This window comes from Micromonospora inositola (assembly GCF_900090285.1).
Classification (GTDB): domain Bacteria; phylum Actinomycetota; class Actinomycetes; order Mycobacteriales; family Micromonosporaceae; genus Micromonospora; species Micromonospora inositola.
This window is the reverse complement of record NZ_LT607754.1, coordinates 3939373-3964000: the sequence shown is the minus strand read 5'-3', so window position 1 is coordinate 3964000 and position 24628 is coordinate 3939373. Positions and strand designations below refer to the sequence as shown.

Here is a 24628-nt window from a genome sequence, read left to right as displayed (position 1 = left end):
CGATGACTTTGGTACGGAGGTTCGTACTGCGGGAACGCATTACACCGTCCTGGCGGGTGTTCGAGGTGCACCGGTCGCACATGGCCGTTACGCCTTCGACCACGCGCGCACGCTAGCAGTGTCGGAAACTTCACTCAAGCGGCACTGATCAACCCGCCTGCCACATATCCGGGCGGGTGAAGGCCCATCCGCAGGCGGACCAGGTACCGAGCGGCCGTGACGGCGGCGCCGACGATCAGCGGCGGACGGTAAAGATCCTTGTCGTGCCACAGGGCCGGCTCACCGTCGCGCCCCTCCATGGTGGACAGGTACCGGTAGCCGTGGTGGAGGTGCGGCAGCGGCCGGGGGTCGGCCGGCCGCGTCGTCGAGAGCAGCGCCTGGAGGGCGTACGCGGTCTCCTCCACTGTCCCGGTCCAGCGTCCCCAGGAGCCGTCCGGCCGCTGCTCCTCCAGGAGCCAGGCGGCGGCCCGGTCCAGCGCGTCGTCCCGCCTCACGCCCCGCCCGTACTCCGCCAAGGCGAGCACCGCGCAGCAGGTCGCGTAGTACGGGGAGGCGTGCCAGCGGTCCGACCACGCGCCGTCCGGGCCTTGCCGGGCGCAGAGCCAGGCGGTGAGCCGCTCGACCGCCGACGCCAGCCGCGGCTCCGCCGGCGTCCGCGTCGCGTGCCACCCGAGCGCGTCGAGGACGTGGGCGTTGGTGGTGACGGAGGCGCCGTCCTCACCGTGCCAGGTGCAGAAGTGTTCTCCGGTGTCGTACGCCCAGAGGCTGGACGGTGGCACCGGCCGGCCGAGCCGCGCCAGCGCCGACAGGGTCACCGAGGTGGTGTCCGCGTCCGGGGGCAGGCCCGGGCCGGTGGGCGTGCCGGCCGGGCCGAGCGCGTCGGCGAGGCTGGCCAGCATCCTCGGGGGAACCGGGAACGGTACCCCCGACCGGCTGAGCGTGCTCAGCACCCAGGCCCGCTCGAAGACCGCGATCGGGCTCGCCGGCGGCACCGGGCCGCCGTACTGCCGGACGGTCTCCTCCAAATAGGAGAGTGCCGGCGCGGCGGCGTCGTCGGGGGTGCCGATCCAGGCCGCCGTCGCCGCGGGCGAGGCGCCCACCGCGCCACTTCCGGGAACCATCGCACCGGTCGCCCGCCGGGCGGCCGGACCGCCGACCTCCAGGGCGTGCCAGATCTTCTCCGGGACCGGGTCGCCCGAGCCGAGCACCTCCCGCACCCGTTCGAGGCGGCCGCGGCCCATCCCGGCGGGCAGTGGCAACGGGCCGTCGTACGGCCCGCGGCGCAGCTCGGCCCGGCCGCCGGCGGCCACCCGCGCCAGGTGCCCGTTGAGGGACTCGACCAGCGCCGGCACGACGAGGTCGATCGCCGGCAGGTCGGGTAGCGCGAGGCCGGGCTCGGCGAGCAGGTCGCGGAGTCGGACCAGCCCCGGGCCGAGGGCGCGGACGACCCTGGTGTGGATCTCGCCGTCGTCCGGGGTCCGCAGGTCGCCCCGGAGAAGGGCGGCCAGCAACGCCTCGACCGCGCTGAGCGTCGGCACCAGGGCGTACCCGCCGGGGCCGCCCCACCCGCCGGTGGGGGCCTGGGTCAGCAGCAGGTGATCGATGCGCTCGGCGTGCCGGACCAGCCAGGGCGCCAGGCTCACCAGTCGCCCGGTCTCGTAGACCGACGCGGACGACTGACCGTTCGGCGCCAGCATCATGGCGGCAATGAGCTCCCGTGCCGCCGCCTCCTCGTGCCCGGTGTCCGGTGCGACGTCCAGCGGTGCCGCGTCGGTCACCGTACGCCCCAGAAGTCCGTGGCGCGGTAGAAGCCGCTGCTGAAGCCGATCTGCCGGGCGAGGTACGCGGCCTGCACCGGGCAGCTCCGCTCCAGCGGTGCGAGCAGCGCGCGGCAGTTCTCGACGAGCCGGTCGATCATTTGTTCCACATCGGACCGGTCGGCGACCAGCATGATCGCGTTCAGGTCACCCCACCGCAGGTCGCGCTCGTAGGTGCCGAGGTCGTTGACCAGTCGCAGGATGCGCTGCACCTCGTCGCTGGCCGTGACGAGCTGGTCGAGATGGCGGTGCGTGGCCTCGTCGCCGGAGTAGATCCAGTGCGCGACGTTGACCACCGTGCAGGCGAGGTTGGCCGCGTTGGCGAGGTAGTCGTCCAGGCTGGGCAGGAGGCCGGACTCCGCCCGGTCCGCGCGCCACTCCCACTCGCGCGCCATGGCGGTGAGGGCCAGTTCGACTTCCCGCCGCCAGACGCCCCGCAGCTCGGTGAAGGCCGGGACGGTGGCGAGGTCGTCGCGGAGCTCGGCGAGCAGTTGCCCGAGGAAGTCGTCGGCCGCCACCTGCCGGCCGTCCGCCGCGGCCAGGCAGCCGTCGATGACTCGTTCGACGTCCTGGCGGGACGTCGCCAACACGTCCAGGTGCCAGTCGGCCGCGAACCCCCACAGCACGGCCCGGTTCGTGATCCGCAGCTGCTCGGCGGTGCACCAGGGCGCACCGAACGCGATGGCCATCGCGATGCTGCCGTACAGGGCGCTGTCGAACGGCTCCGCGCCGAAGATGGCGGGGTAGCGCCCGGCCTGCTTCCCCAGGTCGCGCTGCCCCTTGGCGGCGAGGGCGCAGATCCGTCCTTGATCCGCGGCGGCTGCCAGCTCGCCCGGGACGTCGGGCGCGAGCGGCGGAGCCGTCACCGGGACACCGGCCTCAGGTGCAACTCGACCCGCTCCCGGGCTCGCAGGGCGGCGGCCAGCTTCACCGACGGCAGCTCGGCGTGGCGGGGCTGGAGATGGAACCGCTTCAGCAGGTTGGCCACGATGAGCTGTGCCTCCAGATAGAACAGGTGCATGCCGAGGCACTGGTGCGGTCCGCCACCGAAGGGGAAGTACGCGTACCGGTGCCGGCCGCGGCTCCGCTCGGGCGCGAACCGGTCCGGGTCGAAGACCTCGGGCCGGTCCCAGTAGGCGGTCATCCGCTGGGTGATCAGCGGACTGACCAGGAGGGTGGCGCCCGCCTCGATCCGTACCCCGCCCAGCACGTCGTCGGCCACCGCCTGCCGCGGCGCGAGCCAGGCGACCGGGTAGAGCCGGATCAGCTCGTCCAGCACCATCCGGGTGTACCGGAGCTGGGGCAGATGCGCGGCGGTGACCGGACCCTTGCCGACCACCCGGTCGATCTCGTCCCGCAGTCGGCCGGCCACCTCGGGCGACCGGGCGAGGTGCGGCCAGAGCCAGGTCAGTACGTTGATGGTGGTCTCGGTGGTGACGGCGACCATCGCCACCGTGTCGTTCCGCACCTGCTGTTCGTCGAGCTGGCGGCCGTCGTCCGTGCGCGCCTGCCAGAGTGTGGAGATGATGTCGTCGCCGTCGGCCGGGGCGTCGCGCGCGGCACGGATGATCGGCACCAGCACCTCGTCGATGCGCCGGACGGCACGCCGGAAGGCCCGGTCGCCGGGCATCGGTACCGACAGCGGGGCGAACGGCACCACCACGCGGGGGATCACTGAGGTGGCGATGGCGTCCTGGGCCGCCATGATGCGTAGGGCATCCGCGACCGAGATGCGGTCCGCGAAGAGCGCGCGCACGATGGCGCGGCACACGATCCGGGCCTGTTCCGCTCCGATGTCGACCGGGCGCCCCGCCCGTGCCGGCTCGTCCAGCTCGGCCACCGCGTCGGCGATGGTCACGGCCATGCCTTCCATCAGCGCCTCGACCCGGCGGGCGGTGAACATCGGCTGGAGGATGCGCCGGCTCTCCGACCAGATCTGCCCCTCGCCGAGGATGCCGTCGCCGAACAGCCGCCGGATGGGCCGCCAGAACAGCCCCTCCCCCGACCGGACGTAGTTCCCGGACCGGTCCCCCAGCACCTGCTGCACGTGCACGGGATTGGTGACCAGGTACGGGCGGAACGATCCTAGGTTGAGCTTCACCACCTCGCCCTGTGACCGTTCGCCGAACTCCACCAGGGCCGCGGTCGGGTCACGGAAGAGGCGGGGCAGGACGTGGCGCAACGGGATGACGTCGGGTCGCCGGATACCGACCGGCACGGTGTCGGATGCAACCACCGCCTTCGGACCCCTTCCGGGCAACGCCGCCCCAGGCAACCATGTTGTCGAGCCAAGCTCCCGGGAAGCATGCCACCGTCCGAACGACTTTCTCTAGACAGAAGAAGAGAAATTTTCGCTGCGGAAGGTTTAGCACTCCACAAAGGAGCCGGACGGCACCGCTCACCTGCGCAAATCCCGGCGGTACCGCCACTCGCTGTCCACCACCTGGTAGCCCAGTCGCCGGTTGACGGCGAGCATCGCCTCGTTGCTGGTCACGGCGTGCCGGTAGCCGGCGTCCCGGGCCCGGCGCAGGGCGGCGGCCTTGACCGACCGGCCCACACCCCCGCCCCGGTACGCGCGCCGGGTGCGGTCATCCCCGACTGGTAGCGGTACCGCCCGTCGGTCAGCGCCAGGCTGAACGCCACCACCACGTCGTCCGCCAGCGCGACCGAGGTCAGCACGCGGTCCAGGTCGGGGCGCTCCCAGTAGGCGGCCCGCCAGTCGTCGTAGGAGATGTCGTCCATCCCCACCACGCCGGGCTCGTCCCGGGAGACGTCCAGGTCGGCCTCGTAGAGCGGCCGCGGCTCGGCCAGGTCGGCCGCTGAGGCCAGCCGGATCCCGGCTGGCGCCGGGAGATCCGGCAGCTCCGCCGCGGCCAGGTCGACCCCGGCCGCGCCGCTCGGGATGCACCGTCACGTTGGCGAAGCCCAGCCCCGGCTCCGCTCTCGTGCAGCAGCCCGGTCCGCGCGACGCCGACCAGCTCGCCGGCCGACTCGGCGACGAGCAGCGCGTACCGCTCGGCGGCCGGGGAGCTGGTCGCGGCCCCCGCGTTCGCGCCCCCGATTCCGTCCGCCGGGGACGACCGGCGGCTGCCAGGGCAGCTCGGCGTGCGGTGACGCTCGGCACGGGTGACGGACGGTGACCCGGCCGGCCCGTCCCCGACCGTAGCCGTCCCGCCGACCGGCTTCGGATCTCCCCCGCCCTTTGCTCTGCTGCCTTGGCGGCAACACCGGCCTGGCCAGTGCTGGTTCACGGCCGGTCCGATCGTCGGCGCCACTGTCGGCGTCACGCCGGGTAACTGTTGCCTCCGCTGCAGCAGAGCAAAGGGCCGGCGGCGACCCGCCGGCGTTCGCTGGTCGATCACTGTGCGTTCCGCCCCGACGACCTGATCGGACCACCCGTCAGCCTCCCGCGGCGGCCGACGCGGCGACGGCGGAGAGAACCTGGGCGCGTGCCCGTGCCCTGTGCCAGGCTCAGGGGCATGGACGACAAGACCATCCTGAACCGGATCTCCGAACTGGTCGACGAGGAGCACCGGCTCCGCTCGGCCGCGCAGGAGCACGAGTCCGGCACCGACGACGAGGCCAAGGAACGGCTGCGGGCGCTGGAGGAATCCCTCGACCAGTGCTGGGACCTGCTGCGCCGCCGCCGCGCGGCCCGGCAGGCGCACGGCGACCCGGACGCCCAGGGCGAGCGACCGCTGCCGGAGGTCGAGCGCTACCTCCAGTGAAACGGTGGCCCGGGCGGGTCCACCCGCCCGGGCCACGGTCCGCTCAGCGGATGCCCGCCTCCTGCAGCAGCAGCCCGGTCAGCTCGGCCGGGTCGACCGCCAGGGCGGGCAGTCCCCGAGCGGCGAACCACGCGCCGACCACCCGGACGTCCCGGGCGAGGAACTCCGGCCCCTGCGGGTTGGCCACCACGTCGACCACCTGCGGCAGGTCGATCATGACCAGCCGACCCCGGTGCACCAGCAGGTTGTACGGCGACAGGTCACCGTGCGCGTACCCGGCGCGGGCGAGCACGACCAGGGCGTCGACCATCTGCTCCCACAGATCGCGCAGCTCGGCGGGTTCGGGCCGGAGCTGGGCCAGCCGGGGCGCGGCCTGCCCCTCGTCGGCGTCCCCGACGAACTCCAGCATCAGCTCGGTGCCGAGCAGCTGCACCGGGTACGGCACGGCGATCCGCCCGGACTCCGCGCCGATCTCCCAGAGCCGGGCCAGCGCCGAGAACTCGGCCGCCGCCCACTGCCCGGCGATCATCTGCCGGCCGAAGGCGGTCCGGCCGGCCATCGCCCGGTTCTCCCGGGACCGGCGGACCCGGCGCCCCTCCAGGTAGCCGGCGTCCCGGTGGAAGAGCCGGTGCTGGGCGTCCCGGTAGCGTTTCGCCGCCAACAGGCAGGACCGGCCGGTCTCCGGCACGGCCCGGCGGACCAGGTGGACGTCCGCCTCCTTGCCGGTCTTGAGCACGCCGAGTTCGGTGTCCCGGGCGGCCAGCTCGGTGACCAGCCACTCGGGGTGCGGTTCCGGGCCGTGCACGGCCCCGTCCCAGGAGGACCAGGGGTCCTCGGGGTCGGGCTCGTCGTCGGGCTCGGTCAGGGCCGGCTCGGCGGGCCGGCCGTGCTTCAGGAAATGCGGTTCGTCGTCGTCGAAGCGGCTCTTGCCGCGGCCACGGCGCTCGCGCGCCGGGAGGTCGTGTTCACGCACGGGTTTGGTGATCCCTTGATCGAGGCTGATGGAGGCAGGTGGAACGACCCTGCAAAGACGGCCATGACCGACCTCCTCTCCTCGACCGGGCGCCGCCCGGCTGCGCCTGCGCGCGGCACCCATGCTCACCGCGGGCCGCCGCGGGGTCAACCGAATAACCGGGACCCGGCGGCGACGCGCCGGCTCAGCCGGCGAGCACGGTGGCCACCGCGGCGATCAGCCCGTCCACGGTGCGGGTGGGCGCGAACCGGGTGTCCGACCAGGTCCGGCCGCGGTGCAGCCAGACGCTCGGCAGGCCAACGGCGGCGGCCCCGCCGATGTCCGCCTCCGGGCTGTCCCCGACCACCCAGGCGCCGCGCAGCGACATCCGGGCGCGCTGGGCGGCGAGCGCGAAGATCCGCGGGTTGGGCTTGCTGACCCCGGCCTCCTCGGAGATCACCCAGTCGGCCACGTACCGGTCCAGGCCGGTCCGGCGGATCTTCGCGTCCTGCTGGCGCACCGCGCCGTTGCTGACCACCACCGGTACCCAGCCCGCGTCGTCGGCGATCCGCAGTGCGCAGGCGACCAGCGGGTCCAGCCGGGTGTTCGCCACCACCCCGTCGTGCAGCTCGTCGACCAGGTCGATGGAGGGGACGGCCAGCCGGTACCGGTCGCGGATGGCGTCCGCGACGTCCCACCGGTCGGTCAGCCCGTCGGCGTCGACGGAGAGCAGCCAGTCGATGTCGGCGGCCGGCGCGCCGACGTTGTCCAGGAAACGCTCTCCCCACGCACGGAACGACCCGGTCCGGTCGAGCAGGGTGTTGTCCAGGTCCAGTAGGAGCAGCGGCACTCGCGCACCCTACGGGACCGAGGTGCACGGCCGACAGGGGCCGGGCGACCCTGCGCCGTCGGTCAGCCGGCCAGCACCGTTCGGGGCAACCCCTGGTCGGCAGGGCGGTCGGCGAGCATGGTGTGCGCCGCCCGGGTGGCCGCGAGCGCCCCGGGGTCGAGGGTCGCGACCAGCACGTCCTCCCCCGCGTCGGCGCCGCGGGCGAGCGGCCGGCCCTCCGGGTCGTACACCGCCGCGCCGCCGCTGAACCGCCACGGGTCGGCGCCGCCGACGGCGTTGGCGAAGACCACGTACATGGTGTTGTCCAGGGCGCGGGCGGCGTAGTAGAGGTCCCGCCGGTGCGCCGAGCCGGCCAGGTAGCCGCTGGGGCAGAGGTAGCCGTGGGCACCGTCGGCGGCGGCGGCGCGGCCGTGCTCGGGGAAGCACCCGTCGTAGCAGATGCCCAGGCCGAGCCGCCAGCCGTCGACCAGCAGGGTGGCGCCGCGCCGGCCGGCGTCGAACAGGTCGCGCTCACCGCCCCAGAGCTGCTGCTTGTCGTACGCCGACCGGGCGACCCCGGCGGCGTCGACGACGAGCGAGGAGATGGTCCGCCGCCCGTCGGGGTGCCGGACGGCCGCGCCCACCACCACGGTGGCACCGCCGTCCCGGGCAGCCGCCCGCAGCGGGTCGAGCCGCGGATCGTCGACCAGGCCGTCCGCGTCGGCGGCCACGTCGGTGCCGGCCGGGTCGGCGGCCAGGGTCGGCGGGTGGTACGCCGGCAGGAACAGCTCCGGCAGCACGACGATCCGGGCGTCGGGCGCCCGGCCGACCAGCCGGGCGGCGGTGGTGGCGTTTCCGGCGACGTCGCCGGGGACCGGCTCGGCCTGGACGGCCGCCACGGTCAGCGGATGCTCGGGAAGGGGGGTGGCCGGCGTCATCGGGCGATCGTAACCGGACCCCCCGAGCTCGGAGGCTTCCGGCGGAGCCCGATCCCAAGCCGTACGTACGGTTTGCATCGGCCCGGGGCACCTGACACGATCGTCCCGTGCCCAGAGTAAGTCAGGACCAGCTCGATGCGCGCCGGCAGGAGATCCTCGGCGCCGCGCGGGCGTGTTTCGCCCGGCACGGTTACGAGGGCGCCACCGTACGCCGCCTGGAGGAGGCCACCGGGCTGTCCCGGGGCGCCATCTTCCACCACTTCCGGGACAAGGACTCGCTCTTCCTGGCGGTCGCCGAGGACGACGCCGCCGCGATGGTGGAGACGGTGGCCCGCAACGGCCTGGTCCAGGTCATGCGGGACCTGCTCGCCCGGGCGGTCTCCCCGGACACCACCGGCTGGCTGGGCAGCCAGTTGGAGGTCTCCCGGCGGCTGCGTACCGACCCGGCCTTCGCCCGGCGCTGGGCGGAACGGTCGGCGGCCATCGCCGAGGCCACCCGGGAACGCCTGGTCCGCCAGCGGGAGGCCGGGGTGCTCCGCGAGGACGTGCCGATCGACGTGCTGGCCCAGTTCCTGGAGCTGGCCTACGACGGGCTGGTGCTGCACCTGGCGATGGGTCGTCCGGCAGGTGACCTCGGCCCGGTGCTCGACCTGGTCGAGGAGGCGGTCCGCCGCCGCTGACCGCACGGGTCCGCCCCGTGGCGCCGGATCTCGGTCCGGTAACTCGGCCCACGGGCCGGGATCACCCCTGGCGGGTCTGCTCCACAATGGGGCCGCGATCCCCTCGCGCGACAGGAGCAGACCATGACCGTCCTCGCCGCACCGGGCGACACCTGGGGCATCCCCGGCCCGGTCTTCCTGCGCTGGTACCTCCTGGCCGTGGCCGTGGTGCTCGTCGGCACCCTGGTCCACCGCTTCCGCGCCCTGGCCGGGGCGCCCACCGACGGCGTCGGGCAACTCGGACCGCAGCAGGTCGCGTACCTCAACGGGGGCGACCAGCTCGCGGTCTGGACGGCGCTCGGCGGGCTGCGACGCGGCGGCGTGGTGGGCGTACGGCCCGACCGGCGGCTCACCACCGGCACCTCGATGCCCGCCGGGGTCACCCCGCTGGACCAGGCGATCTACAACGCGGCCGGCCGGCACGTCTTCGCCCGGGAGCTGCGCCGCGACGAATGGGTGGCCCGGGCGGTCGAGCAGCTCCGGGACGGTCTGCGGGACCGCGGGTTGGCGCTCGACCCGGCCCGGCGGGCCGCCGTGCGACGCGGCCCGATGCTGCTGGCCGCCCTCCTCGCGCTCGGCGGGATCCGGCTCTTCGTGGGGCTGTCGAACGGCCGCCCGGCCGGCTTCCTGATGCTCACCCTGTTCCCGCTGTTCTTCGCCTTCGTGCTGCTCATCCGGGTGCCCTGGCGGACCCGCGCGGCCGACCGGGCGCTGCGCGAGCTGCGTCGCCGGCACACCTACCTGGCGCCCGCCTCGGCGCCCGCGTACGCCACCTACGGCCCGTCCGACGCGGCGATGGGGGTGGCGCTCTTCGGCACCGCCACCATCTGGACGATGGACCCGGGCTTCGCCGAGCAGGCCGAGATCCAGCGCCAGGCGCTGTCCGGCAGCGGCGGCTCGAGTGGCGGCAGCTCCTGCGGCGGCGGCAGCTCCTGCGGCGGCGGCAGCTCCTGCGGGGGTGGCGGCGGCGGCGGGGGCGGGTGCGGCGGATGACCGGGCCGTACGGGGTGGGCATCGGCTGGCGGCCGGAGATCGCCGGTTTCGTGGTCGACCTGCCGGGGCTGCGCTTCGTCGAGGTGGTCGCCGAGACGGTCGCCCCGGCCGGGCCGCTGCCGCCCGGCCTCGCCGAGCTGCGCGGGCGCGGGGTCACCGTCGTACCGCACGGGGTGAAGCTCTCCCTCGGCGGCGCCGAGCCGGTGGATCCGGCCCGGTTGGCCCACCTGGCCGGGGTGGCCGCGCTGGTCGACGCGCCGCTGGTGAGCGAGCACATCGCGTTCGTCCGGGCCGGCGGGCTGGAGGCCGGGCACCTGCTGCCGCTGCCGCGCAGCCGGGAGGCGGTCGCCGCGGTGGTGGCGAACGTCCGGCGGGCGCAGGCCGAGCTGCCGGTGCCGATCGCGCTGGAGCCGATCGCCGCGCTCTTCGACTGGCCGGACGACGAGCTGGACGAAGCGGCCTTCCTGACGGAGATCCTGGACGCCACCGGGGCGCTGCTGCTGCTGGACGTCGCCAACGTGCACGCCAACGCCCGCAACCGGGGCACCGACCCGCTCGCGCTGCTCGACCGGCTGCCGCTGGACCGGGTCGCCTACGTGCACGTCGCGGGCGGGGCCGAACAGGGCGGCTTCTACCACGACACGCACACCGACCCGGTGCCCGCCGAGGTGCTCGACCTGGTCGGCGAGCTCTGCGCCCGACGCCGGCCGCCGGCCCTGCTGCTGGAGCGGGACGGGGGGTACCCGCCGGCGGCGGAGCTGCGCGGTGAGCTGGACGCGCTCGCCGCCGCCGCCGGATTCCCGGTGGTCACGTGACCGGCCCCGACGCCGCCGCCAGCGCCGCGGTCAGCCCCGCGACGGCGGCCACCGGCGCGGCCGACGACCGCCGTCCCGGGCCGGCCGTCCCCGCTCCGGCAGGGCGGCCACCGACCGACGGTCCCGGCCCGGCCGGCGACCTGGCGACCCGGCAGGCGGAGCTGGTCGCGACGTTGGTCGCGGGCGGTCGGCTGCCGTCCGGGTTCGCCCCGGCGCCGGTCGACGCCGCGCGTCGCGCGTTGCTGCGCAAGCGCGGCGGCGACGTGGCCCGGCACTGGCCGCTGCTGGCCGCCGGCCTCGGCGCCGCCTGGCCGGCGACCTTCGCCGACTGGGCGGCGGGCCGCCCCACCAACGGGTCGCTGCGCGACGGCTGGGACCTGGCCCGGGAGCTGCGCGACCGCGGCACGCTGCCGGCGCTCGGCGCGGAGGAGCTGGCCACCCGCGAGGCCGTCACCCGCTACGACGGACGCGGCGCCCCCCGGCCGCGCCGGCTCCCGGCCGTGGGCCGGGCCGGCGGCGCCGTCGCGGTGCAGCTCGCGGGTCGGGTACGCCTGCTGCGCCCCGCCCGTCGCTGAGCCGGTTGGCGCGGTGCTCCGCGGTACGGCAGGATCGGCCCCATGGATCTCGGACTGGCCGGCCGGGTGTACGTGCTCACCGGCGCCTCCGGTGGCCTCGGTTTCGCCACCGCCGAACGCCTCGTCGCGGACGGCGCCCGGGTGGTGATCTCGGCACGCGCCCCGGAGCGGGTGGCCGCGGCGGTCGAGGCGCTCGGCGGCCCGGAGCGGGCGATCGGGCTGACCGCCGACCTCAGCGACCCGGAGACGCCGCAGCGGCTGGTGGCCGCCGCCCGGGAACAGTTCGGCCGCCTCGACGGGGCGCTGGTCTCGGTGGGCGGGCCGCCCCGGGGCACCGCCGCCCAGGTGAGCGACGAGCAGTGGCGGGAATCGTTCGAGACGGTCTTCCTGGGCAGCGTCCGCGCCGCCCGGACGGTCGCCGCCGCGCTCACCGGCGGCGGCGCGATCGGCCTGGTGCTCTCCACCTCGGCCCGCGGGCCGGTGCCCGGTCTGGGCATCTCCAACGGGCTGCGCCCGGGCCTGGCCGGGGTGGCCAAGGACATCGCCGACGAGTACGGCCCGCGCGGCGTACGCGTGGTCGGCCTGCTGCCGGGCCGGATCATGACGGACCGGAACCGGGAGCTCCTCGCCGCCACCGGGGACGCCGAGCGGGCCCGGGCCGAGGCGGAGGCCGGCATCCCGCTGCGCCGGATCGGCGAGCCGGCGGAGTTCGGCCGGGTCGCCGCGTTCCTGCTCTCCCCCGCCGCCAGCTACGTCACCGGGATCACCGTGCCGGTCGACGGCGGCGCGCTGCGCGGCCTGTGACGGCGGACCGGCGCTACCCGCGGCCGACGCGGGAGGACCTGGCGGCCGCGGCCGACAAGATCCTTCCGGACCTGATCGCGCCGGGGCTGGACGTGCTCTTCGTCGGGATCAACCCGGGGCTCTGGTCGGCGGCCACCGGCTGGCATTTCGCCCGGCCGGGCAACCGGTTCTGGCCGGCGCTGCACCGGGGCGGCCTCACCCCGCGCCAGCTGCACCCCAGCGAGCAGGGCGAGCTGCTCGGCTGGGGACTAGGCATCACCAACATGGTGGCCCGGGCCAGCGCCCGGGCCGACGAGCTGACACCGGCGGAGCTGGTGGCCGGCGCGGACGCCCTGGCCACGAAGGTCGAGCGGTACCGGCCGCGGTGGGTGGCGGTGGTCGGGGTGACCGCGTACCGGATCGGTTTCGCCCGGCCGAAGGCGGCCTTCGGGCCGCAGCCCGAGCTGCTCGGCGAGGCCCGGCTCTGGGTGCTGCCCAACCCGAGCGGCCTGAACGCGCACTTCACCCCGGAGACGCTCGGCGCCGCCTTCGCCGAACTGCGCGCGGCGGCGACCGCCGGCTGAGCTCCGGTTGCCGCCGGCGTCAGTTCGCGGCGGCCGGCGGCATGGCCTCGTCGGCCACGTACGTCGCCATCGGCATGGTGATCACCGGCTCGGGACCGGTGGCGTCGACGTACGGGGTGGGCGAGTCGGCGACCGCGAACTGGGTGCGGTACAGCTCGGCGTAGAGGCCGCCGACGGCGACCAGCTCGTCGTGCCGGCCCCGCTCGACGATCCGCCCCTCGTCGAGGACGAGGATCTGATCGGCGTCCCGAACGGTGGAGAGCCGGTGCGCGATCACCAGCGCGGTACGCCCGGTCAGCGCCACCGACAGCGCCCGCTGCACGGCCGCCTCGCTCTCCGAGTCCAGGTGGGCGGTCGCCTCGTCGAGGATCACGATCGACGGAGCCTTGAGCAGCAGCCGGGCGATGGCGATGCGCTGCTTCTCGCCGCCGGAGAAGCGGTAGCCCCGCTCGCCGACCGTGGTGTCCAGGCCGTCGGGCAGGGAGCGGACCAGGTCGGCGACCTGCGCGCCGGCCAGCGCGGCCCAGATCTCGTCGTCGGTGGCGTCCGGCTTGGCGTAGCGCAGGTTCTCCGCGATGGTCTCGTGGAACAGGTGCGAATCCTGGGTGACCACGCCGATCTCGTCGCGCAGCGAGGCGAGCGTGGCGTCCCGGACGTCGACCCCGCCGACCAGCACCTGGCCGTCGCTGACGTCGTAGATCCGGGAGATCAGCATGGACAGCGTCGACTTGCCGGCGCCGGAGGGGCCGACCAGGGCGACCATCTGCCCGGGCTCCACGGTGAACGAGACGCCCTTGAGCACCGGCTCGTTGACGGTCCGGTCCAGGGTGGCGACCTCCTCCAGGGAGGCCAGCGACACCTCGGCCGCGCTCGGGTAGCGGAACCGCGCGTCGCGGAACTCGACCCGGCCGTTGCCCCGGGGCACCACGACCGCGCCCGGCTTCTCCTCGATGCCGGGGCGCAGGTCGAGCACCTCGAAGACCCGGTCGAACGAGACCAGCGCGCTCATCACGTCCACCCGGACGTTGGAGAGCGCGGTCAGCGGCCCGTAAAGGCGGGTGAGCAGCAGCGCGAGGGTGACGACGGTGCCGGCACTCACCCCGCCGGTGACCGCGAGCCAGCCGCCCAGGCCGTAGGTGAGCGCCTGGGCCAGCGACGCCACCAGCAGCATCGCGACGAAGAAGGTCCGCGAGTACATGGCCGACTGGATGCCGATGTCGCGCACCCGCTCGGCCCGGCCGGCGAAGCGGCGCGCCTCGGCCTCGGGCGAGCCGAAGAGCTTGACCAGCAGCGCCCCGGCAACCCCGAACCGCTCGGTCATCGTCGCGTTCATCTTGGCGTCGAGGTTGTACGACTCGCGGGTGATCTCGGCCAGCCGCTTGCCCACCCGGCGGGCCGGGATGATGAAGATCGGCAGCAGGATCAGCGAGAGCGTGGTGATCTGCCAGGAGAGGGTGAACATCACGCCGGCGGTGAGCACCAGCTGGATGACGTTGCTGACGACGCCGGACAGGGTCGAGGTGAAGGCCCGCTGGGCCCCCAGCACGTCGTTGTTGAGCCGGCTGACCAGGGCGCCGGTCTGGGTCCGGGTGAAGAACTGCAACGGCATGCGCTGCACGTGGTCGTAGACCCGGGTGCGCAGGTCGAGGATGATCCCCTCGCCGATCCGGGCGGAGTACCAGCGCTGGGCCAGGGAGAAGAGCGCGTCGGCGACCGCCAGCACGGCGATGACCACCGCGAGCCGGACCACCACCGAGCCCGCCTCGGCGCCGCCGCGGTTGATCGCGTTGATCACATCACCGGCGAGCACCGGGGTCGCCACCCCGATGACTGCGGCGATCACCACGGTGACCAGGAAGACCACGATGTCGCGCCGGTACGGCTGGGCGAAGGCGACGATCCGCTTGGCGGTGCCGCGCTTGAGCTGGTGCGCGGTCACCTCATCCTGGCTGCGCATCGACCGGAGCATGCTCCAGCCCGCCATGCCCCCGCCGTGCATCGGACTGGACACTCGTCACCTCCGGGTCGTGGGCAGCCTGAGCCGTCAGGTCAATTCTCCTGACGACTACGACAACCTCGCGAGTAACCCGGATCTTCCCTGACGGTCCTTACTATTCTCCCCGCCCGGCGAGGTCACGCAAGCGGCGGGTCTGCGCCTCCCGCTCGGCGCGCTGCTGTTCGGCGTGGGTACGACCGCCGGCGCCGGCGAGCAGCGCCTTGATCTCCACCACCGCGTCGCGATTGCCGGCCAGCAGGCCGGCGGTCAGGTCCCGCACCGCGCCGTCGAGCTCGGCGGTCGGCACGACGAGGTTGGCCAGCCCGATCCGGTCGGCCTCGGCGGCGTCCATCCGGCGGCCGGTGGCGCAGATCTCCAGGGCGCGGGCGTAGCCGACCAGCTCCACCAGGCGCTTCGTGCCGGCGAGGTCGGGGACGAGACCGAGGGTCACCTCGGCCATGGAGAGCTTGGCGTCCTCGGCGAGCACCCGCAGGTCGCAGGCGAGGGCGAGCTGGAAGCCGGCGCCGATGGCGTGCCCCTGCACGGCGGCCACCGAGATCACGTCGGGGCGGTGCAGCCAGGTGAAACCGCCCTGGAACTCGGCGATCCGGTCGGCGCACTCCTGCTCGGAGAGGGTGGACAGCTCGGCGAAGGAGCCGGGCCCGGAGGCACCGGCCACCGACAGGTCGAGGCCGGCGGAGAAGGCCCGCCCCTCGCCGCGTACGACCACGACGCGGACGTCGCCGGGCAGTTCCCGGGAGAGTTCGCTCATCGCGCGCCACATCGCCGGGGTCTGGGCGTTGAGCACGTCGGGCCGGCACAACGTCACCGTCGCGACCGGCCCGTCGCAGTCGAGTCGTACCCCGGTCGTCTCGGCGGTCACCGGACCGCCCGGGGCACGGCGCTGATGGACGACGCTGGCGGGCGGGTCACGCCTTCTTGCGGCGCCGGGCGCCGCCGCGCTGCCGCAGCTGCACCCCGGACTCGGTGAGCACCCGGTGGATGAACCCGTAGGAACGGCCGGTCGAGGCCGCCAGCGCACGGATGCTCTCACCAGAGGTGTACCGCTTTACCAGGTCCTTGGCGAGCGTCTGACGCTCGGCCCCGACGATCCGGCGACCCTTCTCAGTGCTGGTGGCTGTGCCAGTGGCTGCCATGCTGATTCCTCACGTCCCAGACTGTGCGGTTCGGATACGGTCCCACCTATTAGACCGCCTCGAACGATCATGCGCCAGATATCAACTCTTCGCCAACCGACACGCTATGCAATGTCACCTTCCCGATAGAGTGATCCTTCTGACCGGCTGACACGAGGTTGCCGGACCGGCTCCGACAGTCCACCCGGTCGATGGATCATGTTTCGCCGACCCGCCCATCGGTCCGTACGCTGCCTCGCGTGACCGACCTGCTCGCCACCGCGGCCGCTGCGGCGGCCGTGTTCGCCGCCACCAACATCGACGACATCATGGTGCTGACGGTGCTCTTCGTGGCGGCCCGGCGCGCCGGACGGCCCCGTCCGTGGCACATTGTGGCCGGTCAGTACCTCGGCATCGGCGCGCTGGTCGGCGCCGCGGTGGTGGTCGCCGCCGGGCTGCTGGTCTTACCCGACCCGTGGACCGGGCTGCTCGGCCTGCTGCCGATCGGGCTCGGCGTCCGCGCGCTGCTCGCCCGCGCGGACTCCGACGAACCGCCGGCCGTGGTGGGCAGTCTGCTCGGCGTCGCCGGCGTGACGATCGCCAACGGGTCCGACAACATCGCCGTCTACGTGCCGGTGTTCCGCTCCCTCGACCCGGCGGCCGGGCTGGTGTGGCTGCTGGTCTTCGCCGCCCTGGTGGCGGTCTGGTGCGCGGCCGCCGCCCTGCTGGGCAGCCACCCCCGGGTGGTCCGACTGGTCGGCCGCGCCGGCCACTGGCTGGTGCCGGCGGTCTTCATCGGGATCGGCGTGGTGATCCTGGTCAGCTCCGGCGTCCTCGCCCGGCTGGCCGAACTCGCCGGCTGACCCCGACCCCGGGCGGGGTCGGGGTCAGGCCAGCTCGACCAGTTCGAGGAGGTCGTCGCTCCAGGCGTCCTCGTCGCCGTCGGGAAGCAGGATCGCCCGGTCGGGCTTGAGCGCCAGGACCGCGCCGGGGTCGTGGGTGACCAGCACGATCGCGCCCGGGTAGCGGGCGATCGCGTCGAGCACCTGCTCGCGGCTGACCGGGTCGAGGTTGTTCGTCGGCTCGTCGAGCAGCAGCACGTTCGCGCCGGAGCAGACCAGGGTGGCCAGCGCCAGTCGGGTCTTCTCCCCGCCGGAGAGCACCCCGGCGGGCTTGTCGACGTCCTCGCCGGAGAAGAGGAACGCGCCGAGGATCTTGCGCAGGTCCGTGTCGGTCTGGTCGCTGGCGGCGCTGCGCATGTGCTCCAGGATCGTCCGGTCCACGTCCAGCGTCTCGTGCTCCTGGGCGTAGTAGCCCAGCCGCAGCCCGTGCCCGGCGTGCACCTCGCCGGTGTCCGGCTGCAGCAGGCCGCCGAGCATCCGCAGCAGGGTGGTCTTGCCGGCGCCGTTGAGGCCGAGGATGGCCACCCGGGAACCGCGGTCCACCGCCACGTTGACGTCGGTGAAGATCTCCAACGACCCGTACGACTTCGACAGGCCGGTCGCGGTGAGCGGGGTCTTGCCGCACGGTGCCGGGGTGGGGAAGCGCACCTTGGCCACCTTGTCGGCGTGGCGGACCTCCTCCAGGCCCGAGATCAGCTTCTCGGCGCGGCGGGCCATGTTCTGCGCGGCGACCGTCTTGGTCGCCTTGGCCCGCATCTTGTCGGCCTGCGCCATCAGGGCGCCCGCCTTCTTCTCGGCGTTGGCCCGCTCCCGGCGGCGGCGCCGCTCGTCGGTCTCCCGGGCCTCCAGGTACGCCTTCCAGCCCAGGTTGTAGACGTCGACCACCGACCGGGTGGCGTCGAGGAACCAGACCTTGTTGACCACGGACTCCAGCAGCGAGCCGTCGTGGGAGATCACGATCAGGCCGCCCTTGTGGTTGGCGAGGAAGCCGCGCAGCCAGGTGATCGAGTCGGCGTCGAGGTGGTTGGTGGGCTCGTCGAGCAGCAGGATGCCGCCGCCGTTCTCGCCGGCGTCGCGGAACAGGATCCGGGCCAGCTCGATGCGCCGGCGCTGACCGCCGGAGAGGGTGCCGATGGTCTGCGCCAGGGCGCGGTCGGGCAGGCCGAGGTTGGCACAGATCCGGGCCGCCTCGGCCTCGGCGGCGTACCCGCCGAGGGCGGCGAACTGGTCCTCCAGTGCGCCGTAGCGACGGACCAGCTTGTCGTCGGGGTTGTCCGCGAGCTGCTGCTCGAGCTGCGACATCTGGGCCATCAGCACGTCCAGACCGCGGGCGGAGAGCACCCGGTCCCGGCCGGTGACCTCCAGGTCGCCGGTGCGCGGGTCCTGCGGGAGGTAGCCGATGGCGCTGCGCCGGTCGATCTGCCCCCCGTACGGCTGCCCCTCGCCGGCCAGCACCTTGAGGGTGGTGGTCTTGCCGGCCCCGTTGCGGCCGACCAGGCCGATCCGGTCGCCCGGCTGCACCCGCAGGGTGGTGTCGGACAGCAGGATCCGGGAACCGGCGCGCAGTTCCAGGCCGGTGGCAGTGATCATCTCGGGGTACTCGCTCTCGGGATTGCGGAAGGGCTGACTCAGGGCACGCGAAAGCGCCGGCGGGTTCGATGTTTCCCGTCGGCGCGGGGCCGTTCAGCCTTCGCAGCGCAGCACCCGCCAAGTGTACCGGGCGGCCTGCGCCACCCCGCCGGGATTAGTGGGCAAGATCATCGGGTACCGAAAATGCCGTCCGGACCCGGTCCGGTACCGCAACCACCACAAACGGATCAATCGGTGATCGGGGTCAATATGGAGCTGAACGAGAACGCGCGGATCGACACCAGTCAGGTGGACGATCGGCGAGGGTCCGGCGGAGGCGGCGGGATGGGCATTCCGATCCCGATCGGCGGCGGGCGAGGTGGCATCGTCGGCATCATCATCGCCGTCCTCGTCGCGCTGGTCGGCGGCGGCTTCGGGCTGAACGCGATGAACGACGGCGGCGGGTCGCAGCAGGGCGACAACAGCTCGCTGCAGCAGAAGTGCTCGGCCCAGGACGCGCTGGAGCAGCTGGACTGCCGCAACACCCTCTACGTCAACTCGATCCAGGCGTACTGGACCAAGGCCCTGCCGGAGGTCTTCGGCGACCAGTACAAGCCGTCCAAGACCGTCTTCTTCAGCCAGGGCGTCAACACCGGCTGCGGCCAGGCCGACTCCGGCGTCGGCCCGTTCTACTGCCCGGCCGACGACCTGGTCTACATCGACCTCACCTTCTACAAGCTGCTCGCCGACCAGCTCGGCGCCGAGGGCGAGTTCGCCCAGCCGTACGTGCTGGCCCACGAGTACGGCCACCACGTGCAGGACCTGCTCGGCACCGAGGCGCAGATGCGCCGCCAGCAGCAGCGCGACCCGAACAACGCCAACGCGCTGTCGGTGAAGCTGGAGCTGCAGGCCGACTGCTACGCCGGCGCCTGGGCCAAGAACGCCACCGGCACGGCGGACGCGCAGGGCCAGAAGATCTTCAAGAGCATCACCGAGCAGGACATCCAGCAGGCGATCGACACCGCCGAGAAGATCGGCGACGACGCCATCCAGAAGCGCTCGGGCCGGCCGGTGAACCCGGACGAGTTCACCCACGGGACCTCCGAGCAGCGCCAGCAGTGGTTCACCAAGGGCTACTCCACCGGCGACCCGAAGGCCTGCGACACCTTCGGCGGCAGCCTCTGACGCCGACCGGACCGCACCCAGGACCCCGGCGCCATGGTCGGCGACCCGCGCCGGGGTCCTTTCGGGTCCGGGGCGGCGCGCGGGGCCCGGGCCGCGCAGGATGACCGGAGATCCACCCCGCAGCCGGGTCGCCGCGTACGTCATTCGCCGCACGAGCGGCCCCGAACTGCTCGTCTTCGACGACGTCGACTTCCCGGAGGCGGGCACTCAGGTCCCGGCCGGCGGCGTAGAGCCGGGCGAGACGACCGCCGAGGCCGAGGCCATTGCTTGGGTCATCGAGGGCTTCGGGTCATCCGAGCCGGGATACCTGGTAGTGGCTAATGAACCAGGCTTCGCCGATCCGGCGCACGATCACGCTGAGGTGGACGGCCAGGACCGGCCGGTCGGTGAAGGCGAACTCGACACTCAGGTAGCCGAGGACCAGGTCGTCGGCGAGGCGCCGGGTCTCGCGGATGTCGTACGCGGCGGTCAGGCCGATGGGCTGGGCGGCGTAGTACTGGGCAACGCCGTCGCGGCCGACGGTGTACGGATGCAGACCTTGGAAGATCGCGTCCTCGGTGAAGTACGACGCGACGCGATCGGGGTCGTGGGCGTTGACGGCGGACCTCCACCGGTCGAGGACGGTACGCAGAATCTGGGCCTCGGTGCTGGTCATGGTGGTCTCCCGTGCTGTTGGGCGGATGGGCGGCCTCGACGAAATCAATGCCCGGCGCTCTGGCCACCGTCGACGTGCAGCATCTCGCCGGTGACGAACGCGGCGGTCTCGGGATGGGTGATCGCGCCAACGATGTCGCTGACCTCGCCCATCCGTCCGACGGGCGCAAGCCGGCAAGGAACGCGTGGGTCTCGACCGGGTGCGTCGGGGCGGATAACGCGAGGCGAGACGCGTTGACCGTCGGGCGACCCGTTCCGGGCTTACCGGGCCGGCTGGCCCGGGTCGTTCGGGTGCGGTGACAACGGCGTGACGGCGTCGTGCCGCCACGCGCGCAGCGGCATCGACGCGAGGACCATTTCCAGCTGATCCGCATCGTCCGCACGGAAAAGCCCCCACGTACGCCACTCGCCCGGCGCCAGCGGCGGCCGCCACAGCCGCAGGAGACTGCCCTGCGCCGCCAGCTCAGCCGACCGCGCCGCCTCGCGCTTGCGCATCTCGGCGACCTCATCGTCTGACGTGCCGTTCGGCACCGTGGTGACCATGTCAACCAGAAACTCCACTGCTCATACTCCTTTCGCCCGGCGCACAATACTGAATATTTTGCGCGAAACCGCTCGTACGGGACGCTACTGTCGCCTCTGGCTCCTCGGCTGGATGCGGCCGCCGCGGGCACCACCGCCATCGGCTGAGGTCAGTCGGCGCGGTCGGGTGCCGGGTCGCGGACCAGGATCCGCACCGCGCGGGCGGCGGCGATCGCGCCGACCAGCACCGCGTGCCGGGGCTCCGGCACGTCGAGGAGTCGCTCGGCGCGCAGCGCGGCCAGCGGCGCGAGCCGCCGCTCGGCCAGCACGGTGTCCACCGCGCGACGGTCCCCGCCGCAGACCAGGGCGTTCAGGGTCGCCGCCTCCGGCAGCAGCAGCCGGACGGCCAGCTCCACCGCGTCGCCCAGCGCCGCCTTCGCCTGGTTGTCCCGGCGTCGGGCGAAGCGCTGCTGGGACCAGCCGCCCGCGGCGGTCCGCCCCTGCACGTACCGGGTGTCCACCTTGGAGACCACCAGCTCCTCCCCCGCGGCGACGCCGACCGCGACCGCGCCCTTGCGGGCCAGCAGCAGGCCGAGCCGTCGCGGCGCGGCGGCCGCGGCCACGAAGCCGGAGACGTCGGCCGCGCCCGGGGCCCCGGGCGGGGTGTGCAGCTCGGCCGTCGCGCCGTCCGGGGCGGCCAGCAGCAGGCCGTACGCCTCGACGGTGGTGGTGGGCGGGCCGTGCCGGTCGGCGAAGCCCTCGACCCAGCGGGCGACGCGGGCCGGGTCGACCTCGACCCACCGGCCGCCCCCGGCTGCGGGTCGGCTGGTCACCGCCCGACCGTACGGCACGGCCGGCCTCACCCGCGCTTCCGGCCCCCGCTCAGGCCGGCAGCAGGGTGGCCACCGCCAGGGCGGCGATGAGCGCGCTGGAGACCAGCCCGGTGACCAGCCGGCCACGGGGCCCGGCCAGTGCCCGGCCGACCAGCGTGCCGCCGCCGGCGACGAGCAGCTGCCAGCTCGCCGAGGCGAGGAACGCGCCCGCCACGAAGAGCGCCGCGGCGGCGGCGTCCGGGTCGGCCGCGTCCCGCCGGCCGAGCACCAGCGCCGCGAAGTAGAGCACGGTTGCCGGATTGAGCAGGGTCAGCCCGAGGACCCCGGCGAAGGCCCGGCCCGGAGTGGTGAGGCCGTTGCCGGCGCGGGCCGGCGCGGGCCCGGCGTCCGGCCGGCGAGCGCGCCAGGCGGAGCGCAGCCCGTGGGCGGCGAGCCCGAGCAGCACCAGCGCGGCGGCCACCCGCAGCGGGCCGGCGACCGGGGCGATGACGCCGGCCAGCCCCGCGCCGCCGATCGTCGCGACGGCCGCGTACAGCCCGTCGGCGGTGGCCACCGCGAGCGCCGCGGCGGCCCCGACCCGGAACGAGGTACGGGCGCTGAGGCCGAGGATGAGGATCGCGATGGCGCCGACCGGGATGGCGACGCCGTAGCCGGCGAGCAGGCCGGCGAGGAGGGCGTCACCCATGGCGGGCGGGCCCCGACCACCTCCCGGCGTCGGCCCGCTGCTGTCGCCCCGCGTCGACGACGGCGTGGGCGGGGACAGCTGGGCGGATGCGGAGATCGGTCACCGGGTCATTGTGGCCGCGCCGGCCGGGCCGCGGAAGCGGATTTCACGCCGCGGTCCCGGGAACGGGTCGAGCGCGGCGCCCCTGCGGGCACCGCGCTCGATGACGACCGACCGCAGTCGGGTCAGACGTTGAAGCCGAGGGAACGGAGCTGGTCCCGACCCTCGTCGGTGATCTTGTCCGGGCCCCACGGCGGCAGCCAGACCCAGTTGATCCGGATGTCGTTGACCAGTCCCCCACCGGGGCCGGTGGTCAGCGCCTGCCGGGCCTGGTCCTCGATCACGTCGGTGAGCGGGCACGCCGCCGAGGTCAGCGTCATGTCCAGCGTGGCGACGTTGTCGTCGCCTACGTGCACGCCGTACACGAGGCCGAGGTCGACCACGTTGATGCCCAGCTCGGGGTCGACGACGTCCTTCATCGCCTCCTCGATGTCGGCGACGGCCGCCTTGCCGCCGGTCGCCGCCGAAGCCGCGCCGGCCTCCGCCACAGCGCCGGCCGCCGTGCCGGTGGTCTCCTCAGAACTCATGCCTTCACCTCCGTTGGGTTCACGCCCACGCCGGCGCGTGCCGCGGCGTCCTTGAACGCCATCCACGACAGCAGCGCGCACTTCACCCGGGCCGGGTAGCGCGCGACACCCGCGAACGCCACCCCGTCTCCGAGCACCTCTTCGTCCGGCGTGACCTGGCCACGCCCGGACATCAACTCGACGAACGCCTCGTGCACCGTGCCGGCGTCGTCCGCGGCCCGACCGCGCAGCATCTCGTGCAGCACGCTCGCCGAGGCCTGGCTGATCGAGCAGCCCATGCCGTCGTACGAGATGTCGGTGAACACCTTGCCGTCGGTGGTCACCCGCACGGTGATCTCGTCACCGCAGGTCGGGTTGACGTGATGCGCCTCGCCGACCCGGGCGTCCGGGTCCGCCGCGTCCCGCAGGCCACGGCCGTGCGGGTGCTTGTAGTGGTCCAGGATGATCTCCTGGTACAGCTGGTCCAGTTGCATCAGTCGAACACCTTCCGCACCTGCTCGAGACCGGCCACCAGCGCGTCGATCTCCTCGGTGGTGGTGTACAGGTAGAACGACGCCCGCGTCATGGCCGGCACGCCGAACCGGGTGCACACCGGCTTCGCGCAGTGGTGCCCCACCCGCACCTGCACGCCGAGCGAGTCGAGGACCTGCCCCACGTCGTGCGGGTGGATGTCGCCGAGCGCGAAGGAGATCGTCCCGCCCCGGCCGACCGGCACGTTCGGACCGAAGATCCGCAGCCCCGGCACGGTGGCGAGAGCGTCCAGCGCGTACGCGGTCAGCTCCTTCTCGTGCCACTGGATGGCCCGCATGCCGATGCCGCTGAGGTAGTCCACCGCCGCGCCGAGCGCAACCGCCTCGGCGATCGGCGGGGTGCCCGCCTCGAACCGGGCCGGCGGCGCCGCGAACGTGGACCGGGCCATGGTGACCGTCTCGATCATCGAGCCGCCGCCGAACACCGGGGGCATCGCGGCGAGCAGCTCGCCCCGGCCCCACAGCACGCCGATGCCGGTCGGGCCGCACATCTTGTGGCCGGTGAAGACGATGAAGTCGGCGTCGTAGTCGACCACGTCCATCGGCATGTGCGGCACCGACTGCGAGCAGTCGAGCAGCAGCAGCGCCCCCACCTCGCGGACCCGCTGGGTGATCCGCGCGGTGGCGTTCACCGTGCCGAGGATGTTGGAGGCGTGCACCAGCGAGACGATCTTCGTCCGCTCGGTGACCAGGTCCGCCAGTCCGGACTCGTCGAGCCGGCCCTGCTCGGTGACCGGGAACCAGCGCAGGGTCGCGCCGGTCCGCTCCGCCAGCAGCTGCCACGGGACGATGTTCGAGTGGTGCTCCATCTCGGAGATCACGATCTCGTCGCCCGGACCCAGCCGGAACCGTGGGTCGGCGTCGGGCCGCAGCGAGGCGTTGGAGAACGCGTACGCCACGATGTTGATCGCCTCGGTGGAGTTCTTGGTGAACACCACCTCGTCCACGCTCGGCGCGTTGATGAACGCGGCGATCTTCGCCCGCGCCCCCTCGTACGCCTCGGTCGCCTCGGTGCCCAGGGTGTGCACCGAGCGCGACACGTTGGCGTTGTGCATCGCGTAGTGCTCGGCGAGCACGTCGAGCACCTGCCGCGGCTTGTGCGAGGTGTTGGCGCTGTCGAGATAGACCAGCCGGTGCCCGTTGACCTCCCGGTCGAGGATCGGGAAGTCGGCGCGCACCGTGGCCACATCGAAACGCGGCACGTCGTCGTACTGCGGCATCCCCTCGGGGATGGCGATCGTGGTCATCTCAGCGGCC

Annotated in this window: 27 protein-coding genes; 9 read left to right on the top strand and 18 right to left on the bottom strand. The window is 73.7% G+C overall.

Features of this window, described 5'->3' with window-relative positions; genetic code table 11:
• Positions 1–134: 134 nt before the first annotated feature.
• The 4 genes from GA0070613_RS19005 to GA0070613_RS18990 all read right to left on the bottom strand — a co-directional run bounded on the left by GA0070613_RS19005 (position 135) and on the right by GA0070613_RS18990 (position 4568).
• Entirely contained in the window at positions 135–1778 is a 1644-nt protein-coding gene (locus GA0070613_RS19005; protein WP_231929270.1) for a prenyltransferase/squalene oxidase repeat-containing protein, read from the bottom strand.
• Positions 1775–2683 carry a terpene synthase family protein gene (locus tag GA0070613_RS19000; RefSeq protein ID WP_172875849.1) on the bottom strand — a complete coding sequence of 303 codons (909 nt, stop codon included), beginning with the start codon at positions 2681–2683 and terminating at the stop codon, positions 1775–1777. Before GA0070613_RS19000 ends, GA0070613_RS19005 begins: the two co-directional genes overlap by 4 nt.
• Positions 2680–4005, bottom strand: a complete 1326-nt coding sequence (locus tag GA0070613_RS18995) for a cytochrome P450 (RefSeq protein ID WP_089016049.1) — start codon at positions 4003–4005, stop codon at positions 2680–2682. The genes GA0070613_RS19000 and GA0070613_RS18995 overlap by 4 nt, the downstream gene beginning before the upstream one ends.
• A gap of 302 nt (positions 4006–4307) precedes the next feature.
• Complete coding sequence (locus GA0070613_RS18990) at positions 4308–4568, bottom strand: hypothetical protein (RefSeq protein ID WP_157746383.1); 261 nt, start codon at positions 4566–4568, stop codon at positions 4308–4310.
• A gap of 728 nt (positions 4569–5296) precedes the next feature.
• On the opposite strand from GA0070613_RS18990, the gene GA0070613_RS18985 reads away from it, so the two are divergent.
• On the top strand, positions 5297–5545 hold the full coding sequence (locus GA0070613_RS18985; RefSeq protein WP_089013530.1) for a DUF2630 family protein: 249 nt from the start codon (positions 5297–5299) through the stop codon (positions 5543–5545).
• Positions 5546–5588: 43 nt separating this feature from the next.
• On the opposite strand, the gene GA0070613_RS18980 is transcribed toward GA0070613_RS18985, so the two are convergent.
• The 3 genes from GA0070613_RS18980 to GA0070613_RS18970 all read right to left on the bottom strand — a co-directional run bounded on the left by GA0070613_RS18980 (position 5589) and on the right by GA0070613_RS18970 (position 8264).
• Positions 5589–6518 carry a serine protein kinase RIO gene (locus GA0070613_RS18980; RefSeq protein ID WP_089013529.1) on the bottom strand — a complete coding sequence of 310 codons (930 nt, stop codon included), beginning with the start codon at positions 6516–6518 and terminating at the stop codon, positions 5589–5591.
• A gap of 184 nt (positions 6519–6702) precedes the next feature.
• Positions 6703–7347 (bottom strand): HAD family hydrolase, encoded by a 645-nt coding sequence (locus GA0070613_RS18975; protein ID WP_089013528.1) that lies wholly within the window; start codon positions 7345–7347, stop codon positions 6703–6705.
• 62 nt (positions 7348–7409) lie between these two features.
• Complete coding sequence (locus GA0070613_RS18970) at positions 7410–8264, bottom strand: carbon-nitrogen hydrolase family protein (protein WP_089013527.1); 855 nt, start codon at positions 8262–8264, stop codon at positions 7410–7412.
• Between the two features lie 107 nt (positions 8265–8371).
• Between GA0070613_RS18970 and GA0070613_RS18965 the strand changes: the two genes are divergently transcribed.
• The 6 genes from GA0070613_RS18965 to mug all read left to right on the top strand — a co-directional run bounded on the left by GA0070613_RS18965 (position 8372) and on the right by mug (position 12733).
• Positions 8372–8944: a TetR/AcrR family transcriptional regulator gene (locus GA0070613_RS18965; RefSeq protein ID WP_088975104.1), complete on the top strand. Its 573-nt coding sequence runs from the start codon at positions 8372–8374 to the stop codon at positions 8942–8944.
• 123 nt (positions 8945–9067) lie between these two features.
• The gene (locus GA0070613_RS18960; RefSeq protein WP_089013526.1) at positions 9068–9976 is read left to right on the top strand and encodes a TIGR04222 domain-containing membrane protein; all 909 of its coding nucleotides are present in this window, start codon (positions 9068–9070) and stop codon (positions 9974–9976) included.
• Positions 9973–10791: a DUF692 domain-containing protein gene (locus tag GA0070613_RS18955; protein ID WP_089016047.1), complete on the top strand. Its 819-nt coding sequence runs from the start codon at positions 9973–9975 to the stop codon at positions 10789–10791. Before GA0070613_RS18960 ends, GA0070613_RS18955 begins: the two co-directional genes overlap by 4 nt.
• Positions 10792–10931: 140 nt before the next feature.
• A complete protein-coding gene (locus tag GA0070613_RS18950) occupies positions 10932–11366 on the top strand; it encodes a hypothetical protein (protein WP_089016046.1) in 435 nt (144 codons plus the stop codon).
• Positions 11367–11408: 42 nt separating this feature from the next.
• Positions 11409–12170: an SDR family oxidoreductase gene (locus GA0070613_RS18945; RefSeq protein ID WP_089013525.1), complete on the top strand. Its 762-nt coding sequence runs from the start codon at positions 11409–11411 to the stop codon at positions 12168–12170.
• Complete coding sequence (mug, locus tag GA0070613_RS18940) at positions 12167–12733, top strand: G/U mismatch-specific DNA glycosylase (protein WP_089013524.1); 567 nt, start codon at positions 12167–12169, stop codon at positions 12731–12733. Before GA0070613_RS18945 ends, mug begins: the two co-directional genes overlap by 4 nt.
• A 19-nt stretch (positions 12734–12752) precedes the next feature.
• On the opposite strand, the gene GA0070613_RS18935 is transcribed toward mug, so the two are convergent.
• The 3 genes from GA0070613_RS18935 to GA0070613_RS18925 form a co-directional block, all read right to left on the bottom strand.
• Positions 12753–14732 carry an ABC transporter ATP-binding protein gene (locus tag GA0070613_RS18935; protein WP_089013523.1) on the bottom strand — a complete coding sequence of 660 codons (1980 nt, stop codon included), beginning with the start codon at positions 14730–14732 and terminating at the stop codon, positions 12753–12755.
• Between the two features lie 112 nt (positions 14733–14844).
• Entirely contained in the window at positions 14845–15612 is a 768-nt protein-coding gene (locus GA0070613_RS18930) for an enoyl-CoA hydratase/isomerase family protein (protein WP_089013522.1), read from the bottom strand.
• Between the two features lie 46 nt (positions 15613–15658).
• A complete protein-coding gene (locus tag GA0070613_RS18925; protein ID WP_007462679.1) occupies positions 15659–15886 on the bottom strand; it encodes a helix-turn-helix domain-containing protein in 228 nt (75 codons plus the stop codon).
• A 239-nt stretch (positions 15887–16125) separates the two neighbouring features.
• Here GA0070613_RS18925 and GA0070613_RS18920 point away from each other — a divergent pair, with 239 nt between their 5' ends.
• Complete coding sequence (locus GA0070613_RS18920; protein ID WP_231929269.1) at positions 16126–16728, top strand: cadmium resistance transporter; 603 nt, start codon at positions 16126–16128, stop codon at positions 16726–16728.
• Positions 16729–16752: 24 nt separating this feature from the next.
• Here the strand turns inward: GA0070613_RS18920 and GA0070613_RS18915 are convergent, their stop codons facing one another.
• A complete protein-coding gene (locus tag GA0070613_RS18915) occupies positions 16753–18357 on the bottom strand; it encodes an ABC-F family ATP-binding cassette domain-containing protein (protein ID WP_089013521.1) in 1605 nt (534 codons plus the stop codon).
• 249 nt (positions 18358–18606) lie between these two features.
• On the opposite strand from GA0070613_RS18915, the gene ypfJ reads away from it, so the two are divergent.
• On the top strand, positions 18607–19521 hold the full coding sequence (gene ypfJ, locus GA0070613_RS18910) for a KPN_02809 family neutral zinc metallopeptidase (RefSeq protein WP_089013520.1): 915 nt from the start codon (positions 18607–18609) through the stop codon (positions 19519–19521).
• 289 nt (positions 19522–19810) lie between these two features.
• On the opposite strand, the gene GA0070613_RS18900 is transcribed toward ypfJ, so the two are convergent.
• The 7 genes from GA0070613_RS18900 to GA0070613_RS18865 form a co-directional block, all read right to left on the bottom strand.
• Complete coding sequence (locus tag GA0070613_RS18900) at positions 19811–20176, bottom strand: YybH family protein (protein WP_089013519.1); 366 nt, start codon at positions 20174–20176, stop codon at positions 19811–19813.
• A 260-nt stretch (positions 20177–20436) separates the two neighbouring features.
• Positions 20437–20736 (bottom strand): muconolactone Delta-isomerase family protein, encoded by a 300-nt coding sequence (locus tag GA0070613_RS18890; RefSeq protein ID WP_089013518.1) that lies wholly within the window; start codon positions 20734–20736, stop codon positions 20437–20439.
• 131 nt (positions 20737–20867) lie between these two features.
• Complete coding sequence (locus tag GA0070613_RS18885) at positions 20868–21530, bottom strand: acVLRF1 family peptidyl-tRNA hydrolase (protein WP_089016044.1); 663 nt, start codon at positions 21528–21530, stop codon at positions 20868–20870.
• Positions 21531–21579: 49 nt separating this feature from the next.
• Positions 21580–22215 (bottom strand): LysE family transporter, encoded by a 636-nt coding sequence (locus GA0070613_RS18880; protein WP_089013517.1) that lies wholly within the window; start codon positions 22213–22215, stop codon positions 21580–21582.
• Positions 22216–22439: 224 nt separating this feature from the next.
• Positions 22440–22841, bottom strand: coding sequence for a metal-sulfur cluster assembly factor (locus GA0070613_RS18875; protein WP_089013516.1), 402 nt, complete (start codon positions 22839–22841; stop codon positions 22440–22442).
• Positions 22838–23314, bottom strand: a complete 477-nt coding sequence (gene sufU / locus GA0070613_RS18870; RefSeq protein ID WP_089013515.1) for a Fe-S cluster assembly sulfur transfer protein SufU — start codon at positions 23312–23314, stop codon at positions 22838–22840. Before sufU ends, GA0070613_RS18875 begins: the two co-directional genes overlap by 4 nt.
• Entirely contained in the window at positions 23314–24618 is a 1305-nt protein-coding gene (locus tag GA0070613_RS18865) for a cysteine desulfurase (protein ID WP_089013514.1), read from the bottom strand. The genes sufU and GA0070613_RS18865 overlap by 1 nt, the downstream gene beginning before the upstream one ends.
• Positions 24619–24628 lie beyond the last annotated feature (10 nt).